This window comes from Chitinophagales bacterium (genome assembly GCA_017303415.1).
GTDB lineage: Bacteria > Bacteroidota > Bacteroidia > Chitinophagales > Chitinophagaceae > SpSt-398.
Genome location: JAFLBJ010000001.1, coordinates 2,015,535 through 2,032,783 on the forward strand (window position 1 = coordinate 2,015,535; position 17,249 = coordinate 2,032,783).

Below are 17,249 nucleotides of genomic sequence, written 5' to 3' on the forward strand. Positions count from 1 at the left end.
GCGTTTGGTTAAGTTAAAGCAATTGACTTAATTCTTTTTCATAAAAAAATTCTTTGTCACCAAAAGCAGGCTTTAACTCATCCAACCAGGTTGCCTTATCATCATATTCAGCAAAGAATGGTCGGGCCACCCAATCCGGGTTACGCCCCTGAAGGAAACGCAGGGTCATTACTTTTTTACCATTGATCTCCCCAACACCAAGCATCTGAACCTTACCGGGTGTGGCACTCATGCTGGGTCCTCTTACCGTGCGACAAACACCGCTCACCTTTTGGTAGGCATTACGGAATATATCCCAGGCTTCTATCAGAGGCACGGCAAAATAATGCTGGGCACCGGTATCCCTGGCCATAAACATATAATAGGGGATACAATTCAGATTGACCTGCATACGCCACATCTCTGCCCATACGGAGGCATTGGCGTTGATATGTTGCATGATGGGGGATTGGGTCCTGATCTGAGCGCCTGTGGCCCTGATCTGCCGGATGGCTTTTTGAACGGCCGGTGTCGATAACTCAATCGGATGATTGAAATGGGCCATGATCGCCAGATTACGACCACTTCGCACAATGCGTTCGAAGATGCGGAGCATATTGCTGGCATCAGGGCCATCCAGAAATTTATATGGCCAATAACCCAGGGCCTTGGTACCAATACGAATGGTTTGTAAATGGGGAATGTCGGCTTTCAATATGGCATCGATATAACCTTCAAACAATTCACTTTTCATGATCATGGGGTCACCACCCGTGAAAAGCAGGTCGGTTACCTCTTTATGTTCCTGTAAATACCGGGTCAATAACTCTGTTTCCCGCATGGCAAATTTCCATTCATCCATGCCAACAAACTGGGGCCAGCGAAAACAAAAACTACAATAGGCATGACAGGTCTGACCCTGACTTGGAAAAAAGAGTACCGTTTCCCGGTATTTGTGTTGCATGCCCGTAAGACGCTGCCCGTCGATCTCCGGCACATTGTGTTCCAATTGACCGGCCGGGTGGGGGTTAAGCTCAAGTCTTATCTGATGCGCAAGGGCCTTGATCTCCTCACGCGATGCATCTTTTTTTACCAAACTACGCATGGCCTCATAATGCATAGGCCTTAACATCTCCTTTCGGGGAAAGGTCAATGTAAAAATGGGATCATCGGGTACACGGTCCCAGTCGATCAATTCTTCAATGACATAATTGTTCGATTTAAAAGGCAGAATGTGGCTGACGATCTCGATATCGTCCAATAGCTCCTTGCTGAGATGAGCGAGCTGAGGTATCTGCCTGTAGTTATGTTGCGCATACGAACGATAAGCGTAAGACTTTTGTGGGGGCTTGATCAACATAATACCTCCTTGTTTTAGAGTGAATAAATAGTAAAAGAACTGTTTACAAACATAACCTTTCTCGGTGGCTTAACCTGACGAATCGGATGAATTAGGTCTATCTGCCTAAGCACCAGTGAAAAACAATTTGGTTTGTTTCAAATATGTTTCTCATTTTTGCAGGCAATTGAATAAAGAATGGAAAATCTGCTGCACAAAATAGAGGAAGCAAGTAGCTTTCTTGCCGGTAAATTCAGCACCCGTCCGCAAGTTGGTGTGGTACTCGGTAGTGGCCTTGGAAGTTTTGTCAATGAGTTGAAAGTAGAGATAGAGATTCCCTATGGGGACATTCCCAATTTCCCAGTTTCAACGGTAGAAGGACATAGTGGAAAATTGATCTTTGGGTTTATGGCAGGAAAACCAGTGGTCTGTATGGCGGGTCGTTTTCATTTCTATGAGGGTTATACACCCGATGAAGTGGTTTTCCCTGTTCGGGTAATGATCAGATTGGGTATCCATCATTTATTTCTGTCGAATGCAGCCGGTGGTGTAAATGCTTCTTATTCTGTTGGCGACCTGATGATCATTAAAGACCATATCAGTTTTGCCACCAAGAACCCTCTTTTGGGAAAAAATATACCAGAATTAGGTCCTCGTTTTCCGGATATGAGTGAGCCCTATAAGAAAGACCTGATCAAAAAAGCAAAGGAGATCGGTCATCAACACGGCATCGAATTACATGAAGGGGTTTACTTTGGTGTAACCGGGCCAACATTTGAAACCAGGGCTGAGTACCGGATGATCCAACTGATCGGCGGAGATGCGGTCGGCATGTCCACGGTACAGGAATGTATAGCTGCCAACCACATGGGTATCCCTGTTTTTGCCATCAGCGTCATCACGGATATCGGGGTTCGGGAGGATGAGAATGTGATCACCCATGAAGAAGTGCTCCATTTTGCCCGCGCTGCAGAACCAAAACTGACCCTGATCTTCCGGGAATTGATCCATTCACTTTAACGTGCCATTTCAGGATGCCTGATTATCTTCGCCTATTGTTTATCGGCTCGTGAACAGATCCTTATACTATATATTGCTGATCGCCCTTATGGGGCCCCTGGCCCTGTTTGGACAGCGCAGACCCGGGCTGCGAACGGTGGATGAATCGGTATTGACAAATTCCGCTGCCAGAAGCCTTGGTAATATACGTTCGGGTGGATCAGGAAAATCTGCCGATAGCCTCGAACGCCGGGATTATTCGGATGATACGATCGCCATTTCTTACCGGATGCCCACCACCACACTGGCACTCAAACTGGATTCCTCTATCCGTGACTTTACCACCCGGTTCCCCATTCCTGCCGACCATATTTACCTTGGCAATAATGGTACGCCTACACGGTCCCTCTTGTTTACCCCCATCCTGCAACCCGGATGGGATGCCGGTTTTCACGCGCTGGATGTGTACCGTTGGAAGCTGGAGAATGTCCGCTTTTTTAATACCACCAAACCATATACCGAGCAGAATTATATGCTTGGAAGCCAGACCGAGCAGATGATCGAAGCCTTTCACACCCAAAATGTAAAACCCAACTGGAATATCCTGTTCAATTACCGCCTTATCAATTCTCCTGGTTATTTCAAGAACCAAAAGACCAATCACAATAACTATCTCGTTACCTCCTGGTACCAATCGCCAAAGAAACGCTACAATAACTATTTTGCTTTCCTGGCCAACAACCTGCTGGCTGGTGAAAACGGCGGATTATTGAATGACCAGGATTACCTGAATGATCCGATCTACAAGGATCGCTTCAATATTCCCACCCAATTGGGAGGAGATGGATCAGCCATTACCGGCTTCTTTACCAATACCGTCACCACGGGTAACAAATACAAGGATATCCATTTCATGATGCGGCAGCAATATGATCTTGGAAAAAAAGACTCGCTGGTTACCGATTCCACGATCGTCCCCTTGTTTTATCCACGTCTTCGGTTTGAGCATACCCTCTCGTATCATTTATACAATTACCGGTTCACTGATGGCCTGGCCGATACCGGTTATTATAACACCTATTACGGTCAAGGATTCACCGATCTGATCGATACGTTCACTTTGGGAGATAAATGGAACCGACTGGTTAATGATTTTTCCATTATCCAGTTTCCGGATGCCAATAACCTACAGCAATATGTAAAATTGGGGGCGGCACTGGAAAACCTGACGGGTCAGTTCCTTTCAGGTAAACACCAGTTCCATAATTTTTATGCCCATGGTGAATACCGAAACCGTACCCGTAATCGGAAATGGGATATGGCCCTGGCCGGAACCTTGTACATCAATGGATTGAATGGGGGGGATTATCAGGCACAGGTTAGCCTTAAACGGTTTTTACCCAAAAATGGCGCTTCACTCGAGTTGGGCTTTAATAATACCAATCGCAGCCCCTCCTTTATTTTTGATACCCGCAGCAGTTTCTATCTGGAATCTGCCCGCGATTTTCAAAAGGAAAATATAACGCTGATCTCCGCTTCCATCTTTCAACCCAAATGGAACCTTCGGTTGACCGGACAATATTACCTGGTCAGTAATATGACCTATTTCAATGGTTATTACCAACCACAGCAGGAATCGTCGCTTTTCAATGTATTACAGGTAACCATTCAAAAGGTATTTCATTTAGGAAAACATTGGAACTGGTATTCCGATATCTATATCCAGCAAAAGACAGGGGACGTGGAACTCAATCTTCCGGTTGTGTTTACCCGCCAAAGGATCGCGCTGGAAGGACTTTTCTTCACTAATCTTAATCTCTCTACAGGGCTGGAGTTCCGTTACCATACACCCTATAAACCAGATGCCTATTCACCCGTTCTGGGCCGCTTTTTTTACCAGGATAACCTGAGTGTCAACAACCTCCCGGATATTCATGCTTTTATGCATTTCCGCATTCGGAACATGAAGGTCTATTTACGGGTTGAAAACCTGAATACGGCCACAAATAAGTATGGGTTTGGGTTTTATAACAATAATGTGGTGGCGCCAGGCTATATCAACCCTGGCATGGTGGTCAGGCTTGGTATCTTCTGGAATTTTGTTAACTAATTGAGAAAGAATGGTACAGAACCCAAAATAACCCCGGCTGGGGCTTTTGGAGTTTAAAACCCTTGACTATCTTTGCTGGGATGAAGAGAACCGGTATTGCCATATTACTTTTCCTCTATTTCGCTTTCAGCAGTGGGATTGTGATTAATCTGCACTACTGTATGGGTCGGTTCGATTCAGTACAGATCGGTAACTCCCCATCTGAGTATTGTGGAAAATGCGGCATGCATTCCGATTTTTCCAACGGCTGTTGTCATGATGAGGTCAAGATCATCAAGATCGCGGATGACCAACAACCTTCTTCCATTTTCAATTTACCTCTTTTCACCGCCCTCATCCTGCCGGAACAACCTGTTTATTTAGAACAGGCAACAAGCTCCGTTCAGGATAAGGTAGTGTATAAAACCCATTCACCACCTCTTCATAAACAGGATACCTATCTTGTTAATGGTGTTTTCAGAATCTGAGAATGACCGGAAACCGCCTGTTCGGTTATCAGTTTACCGGATGAAATCCCTTCTCCGGAAAGGTCAATCTTATTTACAACTAAAAAATTAATGATCATGAAAACGATTCGTTCTATATCCTTTGTACTATTCACCTTTGTATTTGGTTTTGCTTCACAAGCGCAGGACCTCAAAGAAGAAAGCTTTAATGTTTCAGGTAATTGTGGTATGTGTAAGACCACCATTGAAAAAGCAGCAAAAGCAGCAGGGGTGGAATATGCAGACTGGAACAAGGAAACCAAAGTACTCACCATTCGTTATAAAGCACAATCCACCAACGGAGCCAAAGTGCAGGAAGAGATCGCGAAGGCCGGATATGATAATGTAGGTGCTAAAGCCACCAAAGAATCATATGATAAGTTGCCTGCTTGTTGCAAGTATGATCGTGCAGAGAAATCAGCCGATGCGGCTTCCTGCTGCAGCGATAAGAAATGCGAGGCTGGTAAATGTGCAGAAGGAAAATGCACCGATGGAAAATGTGCCGAAGGAAAGGAATGCAAAGGTTGCAAAGGTGAAAAAGGACACAAAGGGGAAAAAAATGTGGCAATGGACTGTTGCAAGAATGGTAAATGTGAAAAACACAGCTAAGAATTTATAACAAACACCTATGATCCGTTATAAAACAATATTCTTCCTGATTGCCCTTTCTCTGGGCAGTTTGTCGGCCATGGCCCAACCCCGTTTTGGGAAACCGGCCACGGAAATCGCCCTGCCAACAGAGGCAGGCGATACGATAACATTATCTTCCCTGAAAGGGAAGGTGGTCTTACTCGATTTTTGGGCGTCCTGGTGCGGTCCCTGTCGGGTATCCAATAAAGGCCTGGGTAAATTGTATGAAAAATACAAGGACAAAGGCTTTGAGATTTACGGGGTCTCCCTTGATGAAAACAAGAAGGCCTGGATAAATGCCGTGAAAAAGGATAAGATCACCTGGTTGCAGGTGAATGACAATGGGGGATGGGAGGCAAAGACCGCTTTGCAATGGAATATCAATCAGATACCTACTTCCTACCTCATCGATAAACAAGGCATCCTTATTGGCATGGACCTTGAACCCGAACAATTAGAAGCCCTTTTGGAGGATCTATTGAAATAACGGACATGGGCGAAAATACGCGCTCATGAAAATATTTTTTTTAATCGTACTTCTTGTCCCGGGCCTGTTCATACAGGCCCAGGATAAGGGTCGTACAGCAGATACCACAATCAGTTTCCTTGTCATGGGCAATTGCGATATGTGTAAAAAACGTATCGAAGAAGCTGCAAAAGGTAAAGGGGTTTCCAAAGCACAATGGGATCAGGTCAGTAAAGCATTGACCGTTACCTATCAACCCAGGGTTACATCGGTGGAGAAGATCCATGACCGCATTGCCACCGCCGGACATGATACTCCCTTGCGTACAGCCCGTGATGAAGTGTACAATGCCCTGCCGGATTGTTGTTTGTACCGGGCAGGTTCTCACCTGACCATGGAAGAAGATGCCGTCTATGGCGTTGTATTGGAAATTGATGCACAGCAACAATACAAACCGCTCGCGGGCGCTTCCATCTTACTTGGTGGTACCACCGAAGGGTTATCGACCAATGAGAATGGGTATTTTAAGATTCCCCATGTTCCGGAGAATGGATTCCTGCTCGTCAGTTATTCAGGATTTCAGGCAAGCCGCATTGATATTCAACCAGGGCAACACCTCAGTATCATCCTCAACGCGGCCCATGAATTGCAGGAAGTGAGGATCATCTCCTCCAGAAGACCTGCTTATGTATCTCCCCAATCTGTTATCCGGACACAGATCATGACGGATAAGGAATTGACCAAGGCCGCTTGTTGTAACCTCTCCGAAAGTTTTGAGACAAATTCTTCCGTCGATGTTTCCTTTAATGATGGCGTGACTGGAACAAAACAGATCCAGTTAATGGGACTGGCCGGACAATACACGTATATGACCGTGGAGAATATGCCCGGGCCTCGTGGCCTCGCGATCGCCGGTGGCCTGAACTCAATACCCGGTACCTGGATCGAATCCATTCAACTGACCAAAGGACCGGGTTCAGTACTAAATGGCCCGGAAGGATTGGCCGGACAGGTAAACATCGAATTAAAGAAACCGGAGAAGATGGAAAAATTGTTCCTCAATGGTTATGTGAACCAAATGGGCAAGACAGACCTCAACCTGAACCTTTCCAGACAACTCAGCAAGAAATGGTCTACAGCCCTTCTGGTCCACCATGCTTTTATGAATAACCGGGAGGTAGATTTTAATGAGGATGGATTTCGTGATATACCAACAGGTACCTTAAGCACCCTCCTGAACCGCTGGCGCTATGATAATGGAAAAGGAATGATGGTACAGGCCGGAGCAAGGTTATTATGGGAAGATAAAACCGCCGGACAAACCCAATATGATCCTGCCCAACACCGCAATTCCATGAGTGTATATGGAATGGGCATGGAGTCGCGCCGATATGAATTGTTTGGGAAATGGGGTTATGTATTTCCCAAAAAGAAATACAGTAGCCTGGGCCTTCAGGTTTCCCACTTTGTACATGATCAGGAAGATCATTTTAGTTGGAGAGAATATTCGGCCAGACAAGGAAACCTTTATGCCAACCTGATCTATCAATCCATATTCTCCAATACCAATCATAAGTTTAAAACAGGATTGAGTTATACGACCGATGATATACAGGAAAAATTCATCAACCAATCCTTTGACCGTGTGGAAAGAACCAGCGGTGCATTCTTTGAATATTCCGGTTCCTCTGGTAAACAATGGGAGTGGGTCATTGGATTAAGGGGTGACCAGAATAATCTTTATGGATTCTATGTTACTCCAAGGGTACACCTGCGTTTTCAACCACGATCCAAAACCGTGGTTCGCCTAAGCGCAGGACGAGGTCAACGCACTGCGAATATCCTGGCCGAGAACCGGGTGGTATTTATCAGTGCCCGCAATCTGTCCTTCCTTAACACATCACCCGGAAAAGCGTATGGCCTCGATCCGGAAATTGCCTGGAATTTGGGAATTTCCATCGACCAACGGTTTCGCCTGGCAGGTCGTGATGGGAATATTGCCTTTGACCTGTTTCATACCTACTTCCAGAATCAGGTCGTCATTGATATGGAGGGATCTGCCAGGAAACTGGATATTTATAACCTGGATGGAAAATCATTTGCCAACAGTTTCCAAACAGAGATCCAGTATGAGGTATTACCCCGTCTGGATGCCCGGATCGCCTATCGCTATTATGATGTACAGGTCACCTACCAGGGGAGTTTAAAACAAAAACCATTTGTTTCACCTCATCGCGCCTTCATCAACCTGGCCTATACCCTCGCAGGTTGGAAATGGGATGCTACACTGAGTTATTATAGTCCTAAGCGATTGCCCACAACCGAAGATAACCCGGTCGGGTTCCGTTTTCCCGAACGATCACCAGGCTATACCCTCCTCAATATGCAGGTAAGCAAAAGCCTTGGTAAGAATAACCCCCTGGAGTTTTACCTCGGCGGGGAAAACCTCGGCGGAATTATTCAAAAAGAACTGATCATTGCACCCCAGGATCCATTTGGGCCTTTATTTGATGCCTCTCTGGTTTGGGGTCCGGTAACAGGCAGAATGTTGTATGCCGGGTTCAGATGGAAAATCGGAGAATAGAATTGAGTTGAACCACAGAGACGCAGAGACACAAAGGAGGTTTATTACCCGTTATTGATTAGTAATTATTGCCATTGGTACCAATATCGCAATCTTTTAATAATCAACAATTAATAATAATCCTCCGCTGTGTCTCTGCGTCTCTGCGGTTTAAAAATCCCCTGAATAAGCAGATTTTTCCAAAAGAGTAGAACATCTGTTATAAAAATTCGTATATTCGTCTAAATATAATTTTAGACACGCCTAAAAAATATTTCAAGTGAAACGAATTTTAACGATGGGGTACCTCCTGGGTATGTCCTTGTTGGGGCAGGCACAGGAAACCGTGGCGGAGGGGAAAATAATCAATCAGGAAGGCGAGCCGATATTGGCAGCCACAATTCAATGGCAAAAAAGAAAGGCTATCTCTGATAGCACGGGTTATTTCCGCCTGACCATTCCAACCAAGGGGAAAATAAGTTTACACATATCTGCCATGGGCTATGAGCCTTTGGATACTGTGATGACATCGGTGATGAATGGGGTATTTAAATTAACACGCGAAGTAAAAGTAGGAGAGGAAGTAGTGATAACCGGGACATTAAGATCGGTGCGACGTTCGGAAAGCCCGGTGGCAGTAGAGATATTCACTCCGCAATTCTTCAAGCGTAATCCCGCTCCGAGTATATTCGAGGCCTTGCAACAAGTGAATGGTGTTAGGCCACAATTAAATTGCAACGTATGTAATACCGGCGATATTCATATCAATGGGCTGGAAGGTCCCTATACCATGGTGACCATCGATGGTATGCCAATTGTCAGCAGTCTGGCTTCGGTATATGGATTGTTTGGAATACCGGTACAGTTGATTGACCGGGTGGAGATCGTCAAAGGTCCTGCTTCCGGATTATATGGATCGGAAGCCATTGGAGGGCTGATCAATATCATTACGCGCCAACCCGAGAAAGCACCCCGTTGGGCGATCGATGGTATGACTAGCTCCTGGAGCGAACAGCAATGGGATATAGGCTCCAGATTCAGGATAGGAAAAAAGGCCAGCCAATTACTGGGCATAAATTATTACAGGTACCAGCTACCGGTGGACAACAATGAAGATGGATTTACCGATCTAACCCTGCAACACCGTGTTTCGATATTCAGCAAATTATCGCTGGCGCGCAAAATGAACCGGGAAGCCCATCTGGCAGGCCGGTATTTTTATGAGGATCGCTGGGGTGGGCAGATGAACTGGACCCCTGCTTTTCGGGGGAGTGATAGTATATATGGCGAAAGCATTTACACCAACCGTTGGGAAATAATTGGTAAATATCAACTGCCCATTCCCGGCAACTGGAATTTTTCTTTTTCGGGTACAGGTCACCGGCAGAATTCATTTTATGGTATTACTCCGTATTTCGCCCGACAACATATCGGATTTGGCCAATTGTTAGGGCATTTGAGATTTGCCCCAAGGCACCAGACTTTAATTGGATTGGCCTTGCGTTATAACCGCTACGACGACAATTCTACAGCAACAAGAGATACCCTGACAGGAGCCAACCGACCCGATCGTTATTTATTACCCGGGTTATTTCTTCAGGATGAATGGGATCTTCAAGACCGGAAAACCCTGCTCACCGGTATTCGGTTTGATCATCACCCCATACATGGCATGGTGTTTACCCCAAGAGTTGCTTTTAAATGGGGACTTAGCGAAAGAACCGTTTTTCGGTTGAACGCCGGTACGGGCTTTCGGGTGGTCAATCTTTTTACCGAGGAACATGCAGCATTGACTGGCGCAAGGGTAGTGGAGATTCGTGAGGCCCTGAAACCCGAAAGAAGTATGAATGTCAATCTTAACCTGACCTCTCGCTGGAAATGGGGCCTGCATCATTTCTCGACTGATATATCCTCCTGGTATTCTTATTTCCACAACCAGATTTTGCCAGACTATGACACAGATCCCAATAAGATCATTTATCAGAATATGAAGGGTCATTCACGGTCAGTCGGAATGACCGTTAACCTGGAATGGAACTGGGCCAATCGTTTCCGTTTACAGACCGGTCTTACATTACAGGATGTAGCCCGAGTGGAAAAGATCAATGGCAAAGGATCCAAGCAACCACTGGTATTGACCGAAAAATGGAGTAGTACATGGTCTGCCTCCTATACTTTCCCCAATGCCCGATGGGTATTGGATTTTACCGGGAATCTATATGGTCCCATGCGCCTTCCACTGCTTTCCAATGTGGATCCACGACCCGGTATGTCACCCATTTGGGGAATTCAAAATCTGCAAATGACCTGGAAGGCGGGTAAAAAAATTGAAGTGTATGGGGGAATAAAAAACCTGTTTGACTGGACACCCGACCGGGCGGCACCTTTTCTGATCGCCAGGGCGAACGATCCCTTTGATAAGCAGGTGAGTTATGATGCAGAAGGAAAGGTTCTGGCAACACCAGACAATCCTTATGCCCTGAGTTTTGACCCTACCTATGTGTTTGCACCTAACCAGGGTCGGAGAGGGTTCTTAGGAATGCGCTTTACCGTTCAATGACCTCAAACCAATTGCCCAGACTACAGTATATGCGAAGAATTGAGTACATTTGCCCATGCGAAAAGGCACCGCCGCCATATTACTCATTGTGTTCACCCTCTCGCATACTGAATTGCACCAGTTCATAAAAATACCGGTGTTGTTTGAGCATTTCCGCGAACATCGAATCGAAGATCCGGGTTTAGGCTTCCTCGCATTTCTGCGGATGCATTACGAAAAAATAGTGATCGATGAAGATTATTCACGCGATCAACAATTACCCTTCCGGGATGCTGACTGTGGGATCATAAGCGCCTCAGCCACGGATATTCCCCCGCAGGCCATTCGTTTCGAACGACAATCCCCCAACGAATTCCCGCTGCATTTTACCCCGAAAAGAAACATAGCCTATACGCATCTTCACCTGGCTGACATATTTCAACCTCCCCGGTTAGCCTGATTCTCGTCTTTATTACTTTAGCTTTTCCATTGAAGGGCTATACACCATTTTATTTACCGTACAAGAAAAGACATGCTCAACAAGCTCATTCAATTTTCTGTCCGGAATAAGCTGATCATTGGTTTGTGCACCATTGGTCTGATCATTTGGGGTACGCTCAATGTGATGCGGCTTCCTATTGATGCGCTTCCGGATATAACGAGTAACCAGGTGCAGGTGATCACTGTATCGCCCAGCCTGGCTGCACCCGAAGTGGAAAGGTTGGTCACCTTTCCCATAGAACAAGTCAATGCAAATATTCCCGGTATTGATGAGATCCGATCGATCTCCCGTTTTGGTCTGTCTGTTGTGACCATAGTTTTTAATGATAAGACCGATCTCTATTGGGCCCGCCAGCAAGTATCGGAACGCATCAACCAGGTACGTGATCAGATACCCGCTTCTGCCGGTCGCCCGGAACTGGCGCCTGTAACCACCGGGCTTGGAGAAGTATATCAGTATATTCTTCGCCCGGCACCAGGTTTTGAAAGCAAATACGACCTCACCGAATTACGTACCATTCAGGATTGGATCGTACGCAAGCAGTTGCTTGGTACACCTGGTGTGGCCGATGTGAGTAGTTTTGGAGGTTACCTCAAACAGTATGAAGTGGCCATTATTCCAGCTAAGCTAAAAAGCATGGGCGTAACGCTCGATGATCTGTTTACAGCGCTGGAAAAAAATAATGAGAACTCAGGCGGTGCCTATATTGAAAAAGGACAAGGCTCTTTATTCATTCGGACTGAAGGACTGGTAAAGGATCCGGAAGATCTGAAGAAGATCGTGGTACGGCACCATACCAGCGGACTTCCTGTCTTTCTTCGTGATGTAGCGGAAGTTCGCATTGGTCATGCTGTGCGATACGGGGCCATGACCTATCAGGATAAGGGAGAAGTGGCCGGAGGCGTGGTCCTGATGTTAAAAGGCGCCAATGCATCTGCCGTGATCAAGGATGTGAAAGAGCGTATTGCGGCCATTCAACAAACATTACCCGAAGGAGTAATTCTTGAACCTTTTTATGACCGGACAAAAATGGTTTCAAAGGCCATGGGTACGGTGGAAAAGAATTTACTGGAAGGGGCCTTGATCGTCATCTTCATTCTCGTTCTCTTTTTAGGAAATCTCCGGGCCGGGCTGATTGTCGCTTCCGTGATCCCGCTTGCCATGCTTTTCGCTGTGATCATGATGAACCTGTTTGGCGTTTCAGGAAACCTGATGAGCCTTGGTGCGCTCGATTTTGGCCTTATTGTAGATGGGGCCGTGATCATTGTTGAGGCCGTCATACACCGGTTGTCACACAGCAAACACCTCAATAAAGTGATCCATATAACCCAGGGTGAAATGGACAATGAGGTACAGGCTTCTGCCGGAAAAATGATGAATTCAGCCGTATTTGGACAGATCGTGATCCTCATCGTTTACCTGCCGATCCTTTCACTCGTAGGCATCGAAGGAAAAATGTTTAAACCCATGGCGCTGACGGTTTCTTTTGCCCTGATCGGAGCATTTCTCTTATCACTGACCTATGTGCCCATGATCAGTTCGGTATTTCTTTCCAAAAAAATAAGCCACAAAGAAAACTGGTCAGATAAACTGATGAAGTGGATTCATGGATTGTACAGACCCGTGTTGAATCTTGCGTTGCGTTTTCCAAAGACATTGGTCCTCACAATCGTATTGGTGTTTGGATTGAGCCTTTTTATCATGTCGCGGTTGGGTGGAGAATTCATTCCGGAACTGGAGGAAGGAGATTTTGCCGTGGATGCCCGTTTACTTACCGGTAGTTCCCTGAGTGAAACGATCCGGAATTCAACCCGGGCAGCAGCCATCCTGCAACAATTTCCGGAAGTAGAGAAGATCGTTACCCGCATTGGGGCCAGTGAGATACCTACCGATCCCATGCCGGTGGAGATGACAGATATAATCATTTCCCTGAAGCCAAAAGAAGAATGGACCACCGCCTCCAGTTCAGATGAACTGGCCAATAAAATGAGTGAAGCATTACAGGTGATACCCGGAATGACCTCCGGCTTTCAGTTCCCGGTTCAAATGCGTTTTAATGAACTGATATCAGGTGCCAGACAGGATGTTGTATGTAAGATCTTTGGTGATGACCTGGATAGCCTGGCAGCTTATGCGCAGGAATTGGGTGCACTCGTGCATAAAGTAGATGGAGCCAAGGATATTTATATTGAAACGGTAACCGGCCTTCCGCAGGTGGTGATCAATTATCGCCGCGAAGCCCTGGCGCATTATCAGTTAAATGTGGCGGATGTGAACCGCGCGGTACGGACCGCCTTTGCAGGAGAAAGCGCCGGATTGGTCTTCGAACAGGAAAAAAGGTTTGATCTGGTGGTACGGTTAGATGAAAGCTCCCGGCAGGATCTCCATGATGTAGAACAACTCCTCATTGCCTCCCCAATTGGAATTCAAATACCTCTTTATCAGGTTGCCAGTGTGGAGATAAAGGAAGGGCCCAACCAGGTACAACGGGAGAATACCCGGAGAAGGATCATTGTAGGGTTCAATGTTCGTGGACGGGATGTGAAATCTGCAGTAAAGGAACTGGAAGAAAAGGTGGGAGCACAATTGAAGATGGAACCAGGTTACACCGTAAAGTATGGAGGACAGTTTGAAAATCTGGTTGAAGCTTCCAACCGGCTGGCTATTGCGGTACCTGCCGCTTTGTTATTGATTCTCGTTATGCTCTATTTCGCTTTTGGTTCCCTGCGTTATGGAGTTTTGATCTTTTCCGCCATACCCCTTTCTGCGATCGGTGGTGTGATCGGATTATGGGTCAGGGGAATGCCCTTTAGCATTTCAGCCGGAGTCGGGTTCATCGCGCTATTTGGTGTGGCTGTGTTAAACGGGATTGTATTGATCGCCGAATTCAACCGGCTTAAGAAACAAGGATTACATGACCTAAATATGATCATTATGGAAGGAACAAAGATCCGGTTAAGACCTGTGATCATGACAGCGGCAGTGGCCTCCCTGGGATTTTTGCCCATGGCCCTGAGCCATGGCGTAGGCGCCGAGGTACAAAGACCACTGGCTACAGTAGTGATCGGAGGGTTGATCTCGGCCACATTCCTCACGCTGGTAGTATTGCCGGTTTTATACCGTTGGGTAGAGAAACTCCGGTTTAGAAGCAAGGCTAAACATATTGAAATGACCATTGTACTCGCTTTGTTCATTTTCCCGGCAACTGCACAGCAACCTGTACCAGAGCGAATGAGCCTGGAACAAATGCATTCACTGGCCGATAAACAAAACCTGCGGATCATGGCCATGGAGAAAGAACAGGCTTATTGGAAAGCCATGCAGGGTGGTGTATTTGATCCGGCCAAAACGATGATCGGAATGGAATATGGCAACATAAACAGTTTGAATAATGATACCCGTTTTTCCATCAATCAATCTTTTTCCTTACCGGCCGTCTATCAACGCCAACGTGATTTGTATCGATCCGAGGAAGGACTTAAACAGGTAGCCACTGAATTACAGAAAAGCGCCCTGCACCGCGAAATCACCCTTTTATACTATGACCTGGCCTTGTTGGAGGAAAGGGCCAGCTTACTGAACCGCATCGATTCTACCTATAGCCGGATCTTGCGCGCGGCCGAACTACGGTATAAAACAGGAGAGTCAAATATACTTGAGAAAACCAGTGCAGAGGCCCAAATGCAGTATTTTCAGTTGCAACGCGAGGAGATCGAATCTGACCAGACAAAACTTATGGTTCAATTGGCTAGGTTGCTCCATGTAAAAGATCCTGTACGTCCGCTACAGGGTTCACTCCGCCTGATCGCACCGGTGCTATCCGATTCAGTAGCTGTTGACCAACATCCACTCGGACGTTTGGGAAAGCAAGAGGAGATATTGGCGGGGTCACGGGTGGCGGTTGAGCGGTCCCGCTTATTACCAGAATGGGGGTTGGGCTATTCCAACCAATCGATCATCGGATTTCAAAGCCGGGACGGAATCAATCAGACCTATTTTGGTGGGGGTGAACGTTTCCATACCGTCGGACTAAATATTGCCGTACCTCTTTTTAACAAAGCAACCCGTTCGCGTATCAGGGCAGCCAGGGAGCAGGAAAAAGTAGCAGGTCTGAATAGGGAGTATAACGAAGAATACCTCCGGACGGAACGGCAGCACTGGACCATGGAATATCTGAAACAAGGGAAATACATTGCCTACTTTGAATCTACTGGCTTGAAACAATCGGACCTGATCATTAAAAATGCCAGACTGGCGTTTGATAAGGGCGAAATCAGTTATCTGGAATGGAGCCAGCTTATGCGCAATGCTATTGAGATCCAGTTGAACTACCTGCAGGCCCTTCGATTGAATAATCACGCGGCTGCTGAATTAAATTATCTATCCGGAAAATGATCTTAAAATGAATCATATGAAATTTTTTAAAATAACTATACTGGTTTTCCTGTTTTCCTGTGGCGCTAAAACGGAAACCGAACAGCCTGTTCAGGAGACTGCGGAACAGAAGACCACACTCACCGATGCGCAGATAAAAAGCGCCGGTTTGCTTACCGATACCATTCGCATGGAAACCCTGCATACGGAAATCCTGGTGAATGGAGTGGTGGATGTGCCGCCACAAAATATGATTTCCGTAAGCTTCCCGCTGGGAGGTTATCTCCGTACCACCGACCTTTTACCCGGGATGCATGTCAACCGGGGTCAGGTCATTGCCCGTATCGAAGACCCTTCACTGGTTCAATTACAGCAGGATTATCTTGTTGCCAAAGCCAAATTAACGTACCTGGAGCTGGATTTTGAACGCCAGCGGGAGCTGAACGCCGATGAGGTGAATACGGCCAAGCAATTTCAACAGGTACAGGCAGATTTTGTGGCCCAGAAAGTTACCATTAGGGCCCTGGGAGAAAAGTTGCGCCTGGTCAATATCGATCCTGAAAAATTAAATGAAAATACCATTTCGCGAAGCGTACCCATCTATTCACCCATTAATGGATTTGTGTCAAAGGTCAATGTGAATATTGGGAAATATGTAAATCCTGCTGATGTATTGTTTGAGCTGATCAATCCGGATGATATGCATGCGGCACTCACCGTTTTTGAGAAGGACCTTCCATTTGTTCAACCCCGGCAACGGGTAAAAGTAAGTTTTGTGGAAGATCCGCTTAAGGAATATGAATGTGAGGTACTATTGGTTACAAAGAATGTGGATGAGAACCGGGGAGCGCTGGTTCATTGTCATTTTGAAACGCAACCCAAACAATTATTGCCGGGTATGTTTCTTAACGCTCGTATTCAGGTGGATAATGTGAAAACGCTCGCCGTTCCCGAAGAAGCCCTGGTGCGCTATGCCAATAATGAGTATTTGATTAAAGTAACCGGTAAAAATACCTATGAACTTTTACCGGTTGTTTCCGGCGTGAAACAGGAGGGTAAAGTAGCCGTATCATCCAGCAAAGAAAACCTGACCGACGTGGTAGTGGTAACGAAAGGCGCATATACCGTGCTGTCGGCGATGATGAATAAGGGGGAGGAGTGAGGGTGGTTGTTGGGAGTTGGATGTTGGATGACGGATGACAGATGACAGATGACGGATGACGGAGGTTTGCTGTGCGAGACCAGAGGTCTCGCACAGCAAGT

General features: G+C 46.3%; 11 protein-coding genes. 10 read left to right on the top strand and 1 reads right to left on the bottom strand.

The genetic code is table 11. The features are described 5' to 3' along the window. Window positions 1–13 precede the first annotated feature (13 nt). Entirely contained in the window at window positions 14–1,339 is a 1,326-nt protein-coding gene (locus tag J0M30_08755; GenBank protein MBN8667580.1) for a hypothetical protein, read from the bottom strand. Window positions 1,340–1,516: 177 nt separating this feature from the next. Here J0M30_08755 and J0M30_08760 point away from each other — a divergent pair, with 177 nt between their 5' ends. From J0M30_08760 to J0M30_08805, 10 genes are all read left to right on the top strand, one after another. Then, window positions 1,517–2,338: a purine-nucleoside phosphorylase gene (locus J0M30_08760; protein ID MBN8667581.1), complete on the top strand. Its 822-nt coding sequence runs from the start codon at window positions 1,517–1,519 to the stop codon at window positions 2,336–2,338. Between the two features lie 49 nt (window positions 2,339–2,387). Continuing rightward, entirely contained in the window at window positions 2,388–4,427 is a 2,040-nt protein-coding gene (locus tag J0M30_08765; GenBank protein ID MBN8667582.1) for a hypothetical protein, read from the top strand. Window positions 4,428–4,507: 80 nt separating this feature from the next. Further along, the gene (locus tag J0M30_08770) at window positions 4,508–4,894 is read left to right on the top strand and encodes a hypothetical protein (protein MBN8667583.1); all 387 of its coding nucleotides are present in this window, start codon (window positions 4,508–4,510) and stop codon (window positions 4,892–4,894) included. 96 nt (window positions 4,895–4,990) lie between these two features. Beyond that, a complete protein-coding gene (locus tag J0M30_08775) occupies window positions 4,991–5,521 on the top strand; it encodes a hypothetical protein (GenBank protein ID MBN8667584.1) in 531 nt (176 codons plus the stop codon). Window positions 5,522–5,540: 19 nt separating this feature from the next. Continuing rightward, window positions 5,541–6,029 carry a TlpA family protein disulfide reductase gene (locus J0M30_08780; GenBank protein MBN8667585.1) on the top strand — a complete coding sequence of 163 codons (489 nt, stop codon included), beginning with the start codon at window positions 5,541–5,543 and terminating at the stop codon, window positions 6,027–6,029. Window positions 6,030–6,054: 25 nt separating this feature from the next. Next, window positions 6,055–8,592 (top strand): carboxypeptidase-like regulatory domain-containing protein, encoded by a 2,538-nt coding sequence (locus J0M30_08785; protein MBN8667586.1) that lies wholly within the window; start codon window positions 6,055–6,057, stop codon window positions 8,590–8,592. A 259-nt stretch (window positions 8,593–8,851) separates the two neighbouring features. Next, a complete protein-coding gene (locus J0M30_08790; protein ID MBN8667587.1) occupies window positions 8,852–11,131 on the top strand; it encodes a TonB-dependent receptor in 2,280 nt (759 codons plus the stop codon). A 55-nt stretch (window positions 11,132–11,186) separates the two neighbouring features. Further along, window positions 11,187–11,570: a hypothetical protein gene (locus J0M30_08795; GenBank protein ID MBN8667588.1), complete on the top strand. Its 384-nt coding sequence runs from the start codon at window positions 11,187–11,189 to the stop codon at window positions 11,568–11,570. A 72-nt stretch (window positions 11,571–11,642) separates the two neighbouring features. Further along, entirely contained in the window at window positions 11,643–16,007 is a 4,365-nt protein-coding gene (locus J0M30_08800; GenBank protein ID MBN8667589.1) for a CusA/CzcA family heavy metal efflux RND transporter, read from the top strand. A 16-nt stretch (window positions 16,008–16,023) separates the two neighbouring features. Beyond that, the gene (locus tag J0M30_08805; GenBank protein ID MBN8667590.1) at window positions 16,024–17,148 is read left to right on the top strand and encodes an efflux RND transporter periplasmic adaptor subunit; all 1,125 of its coding nucleotides are present in this window, start codon (window positions 16,024–16,026) and stop codon (window positions 17,146–17,148) included. The last annotated feature ends 101 nt before the right edge of the window (window positions 17,149–17,249 follow it).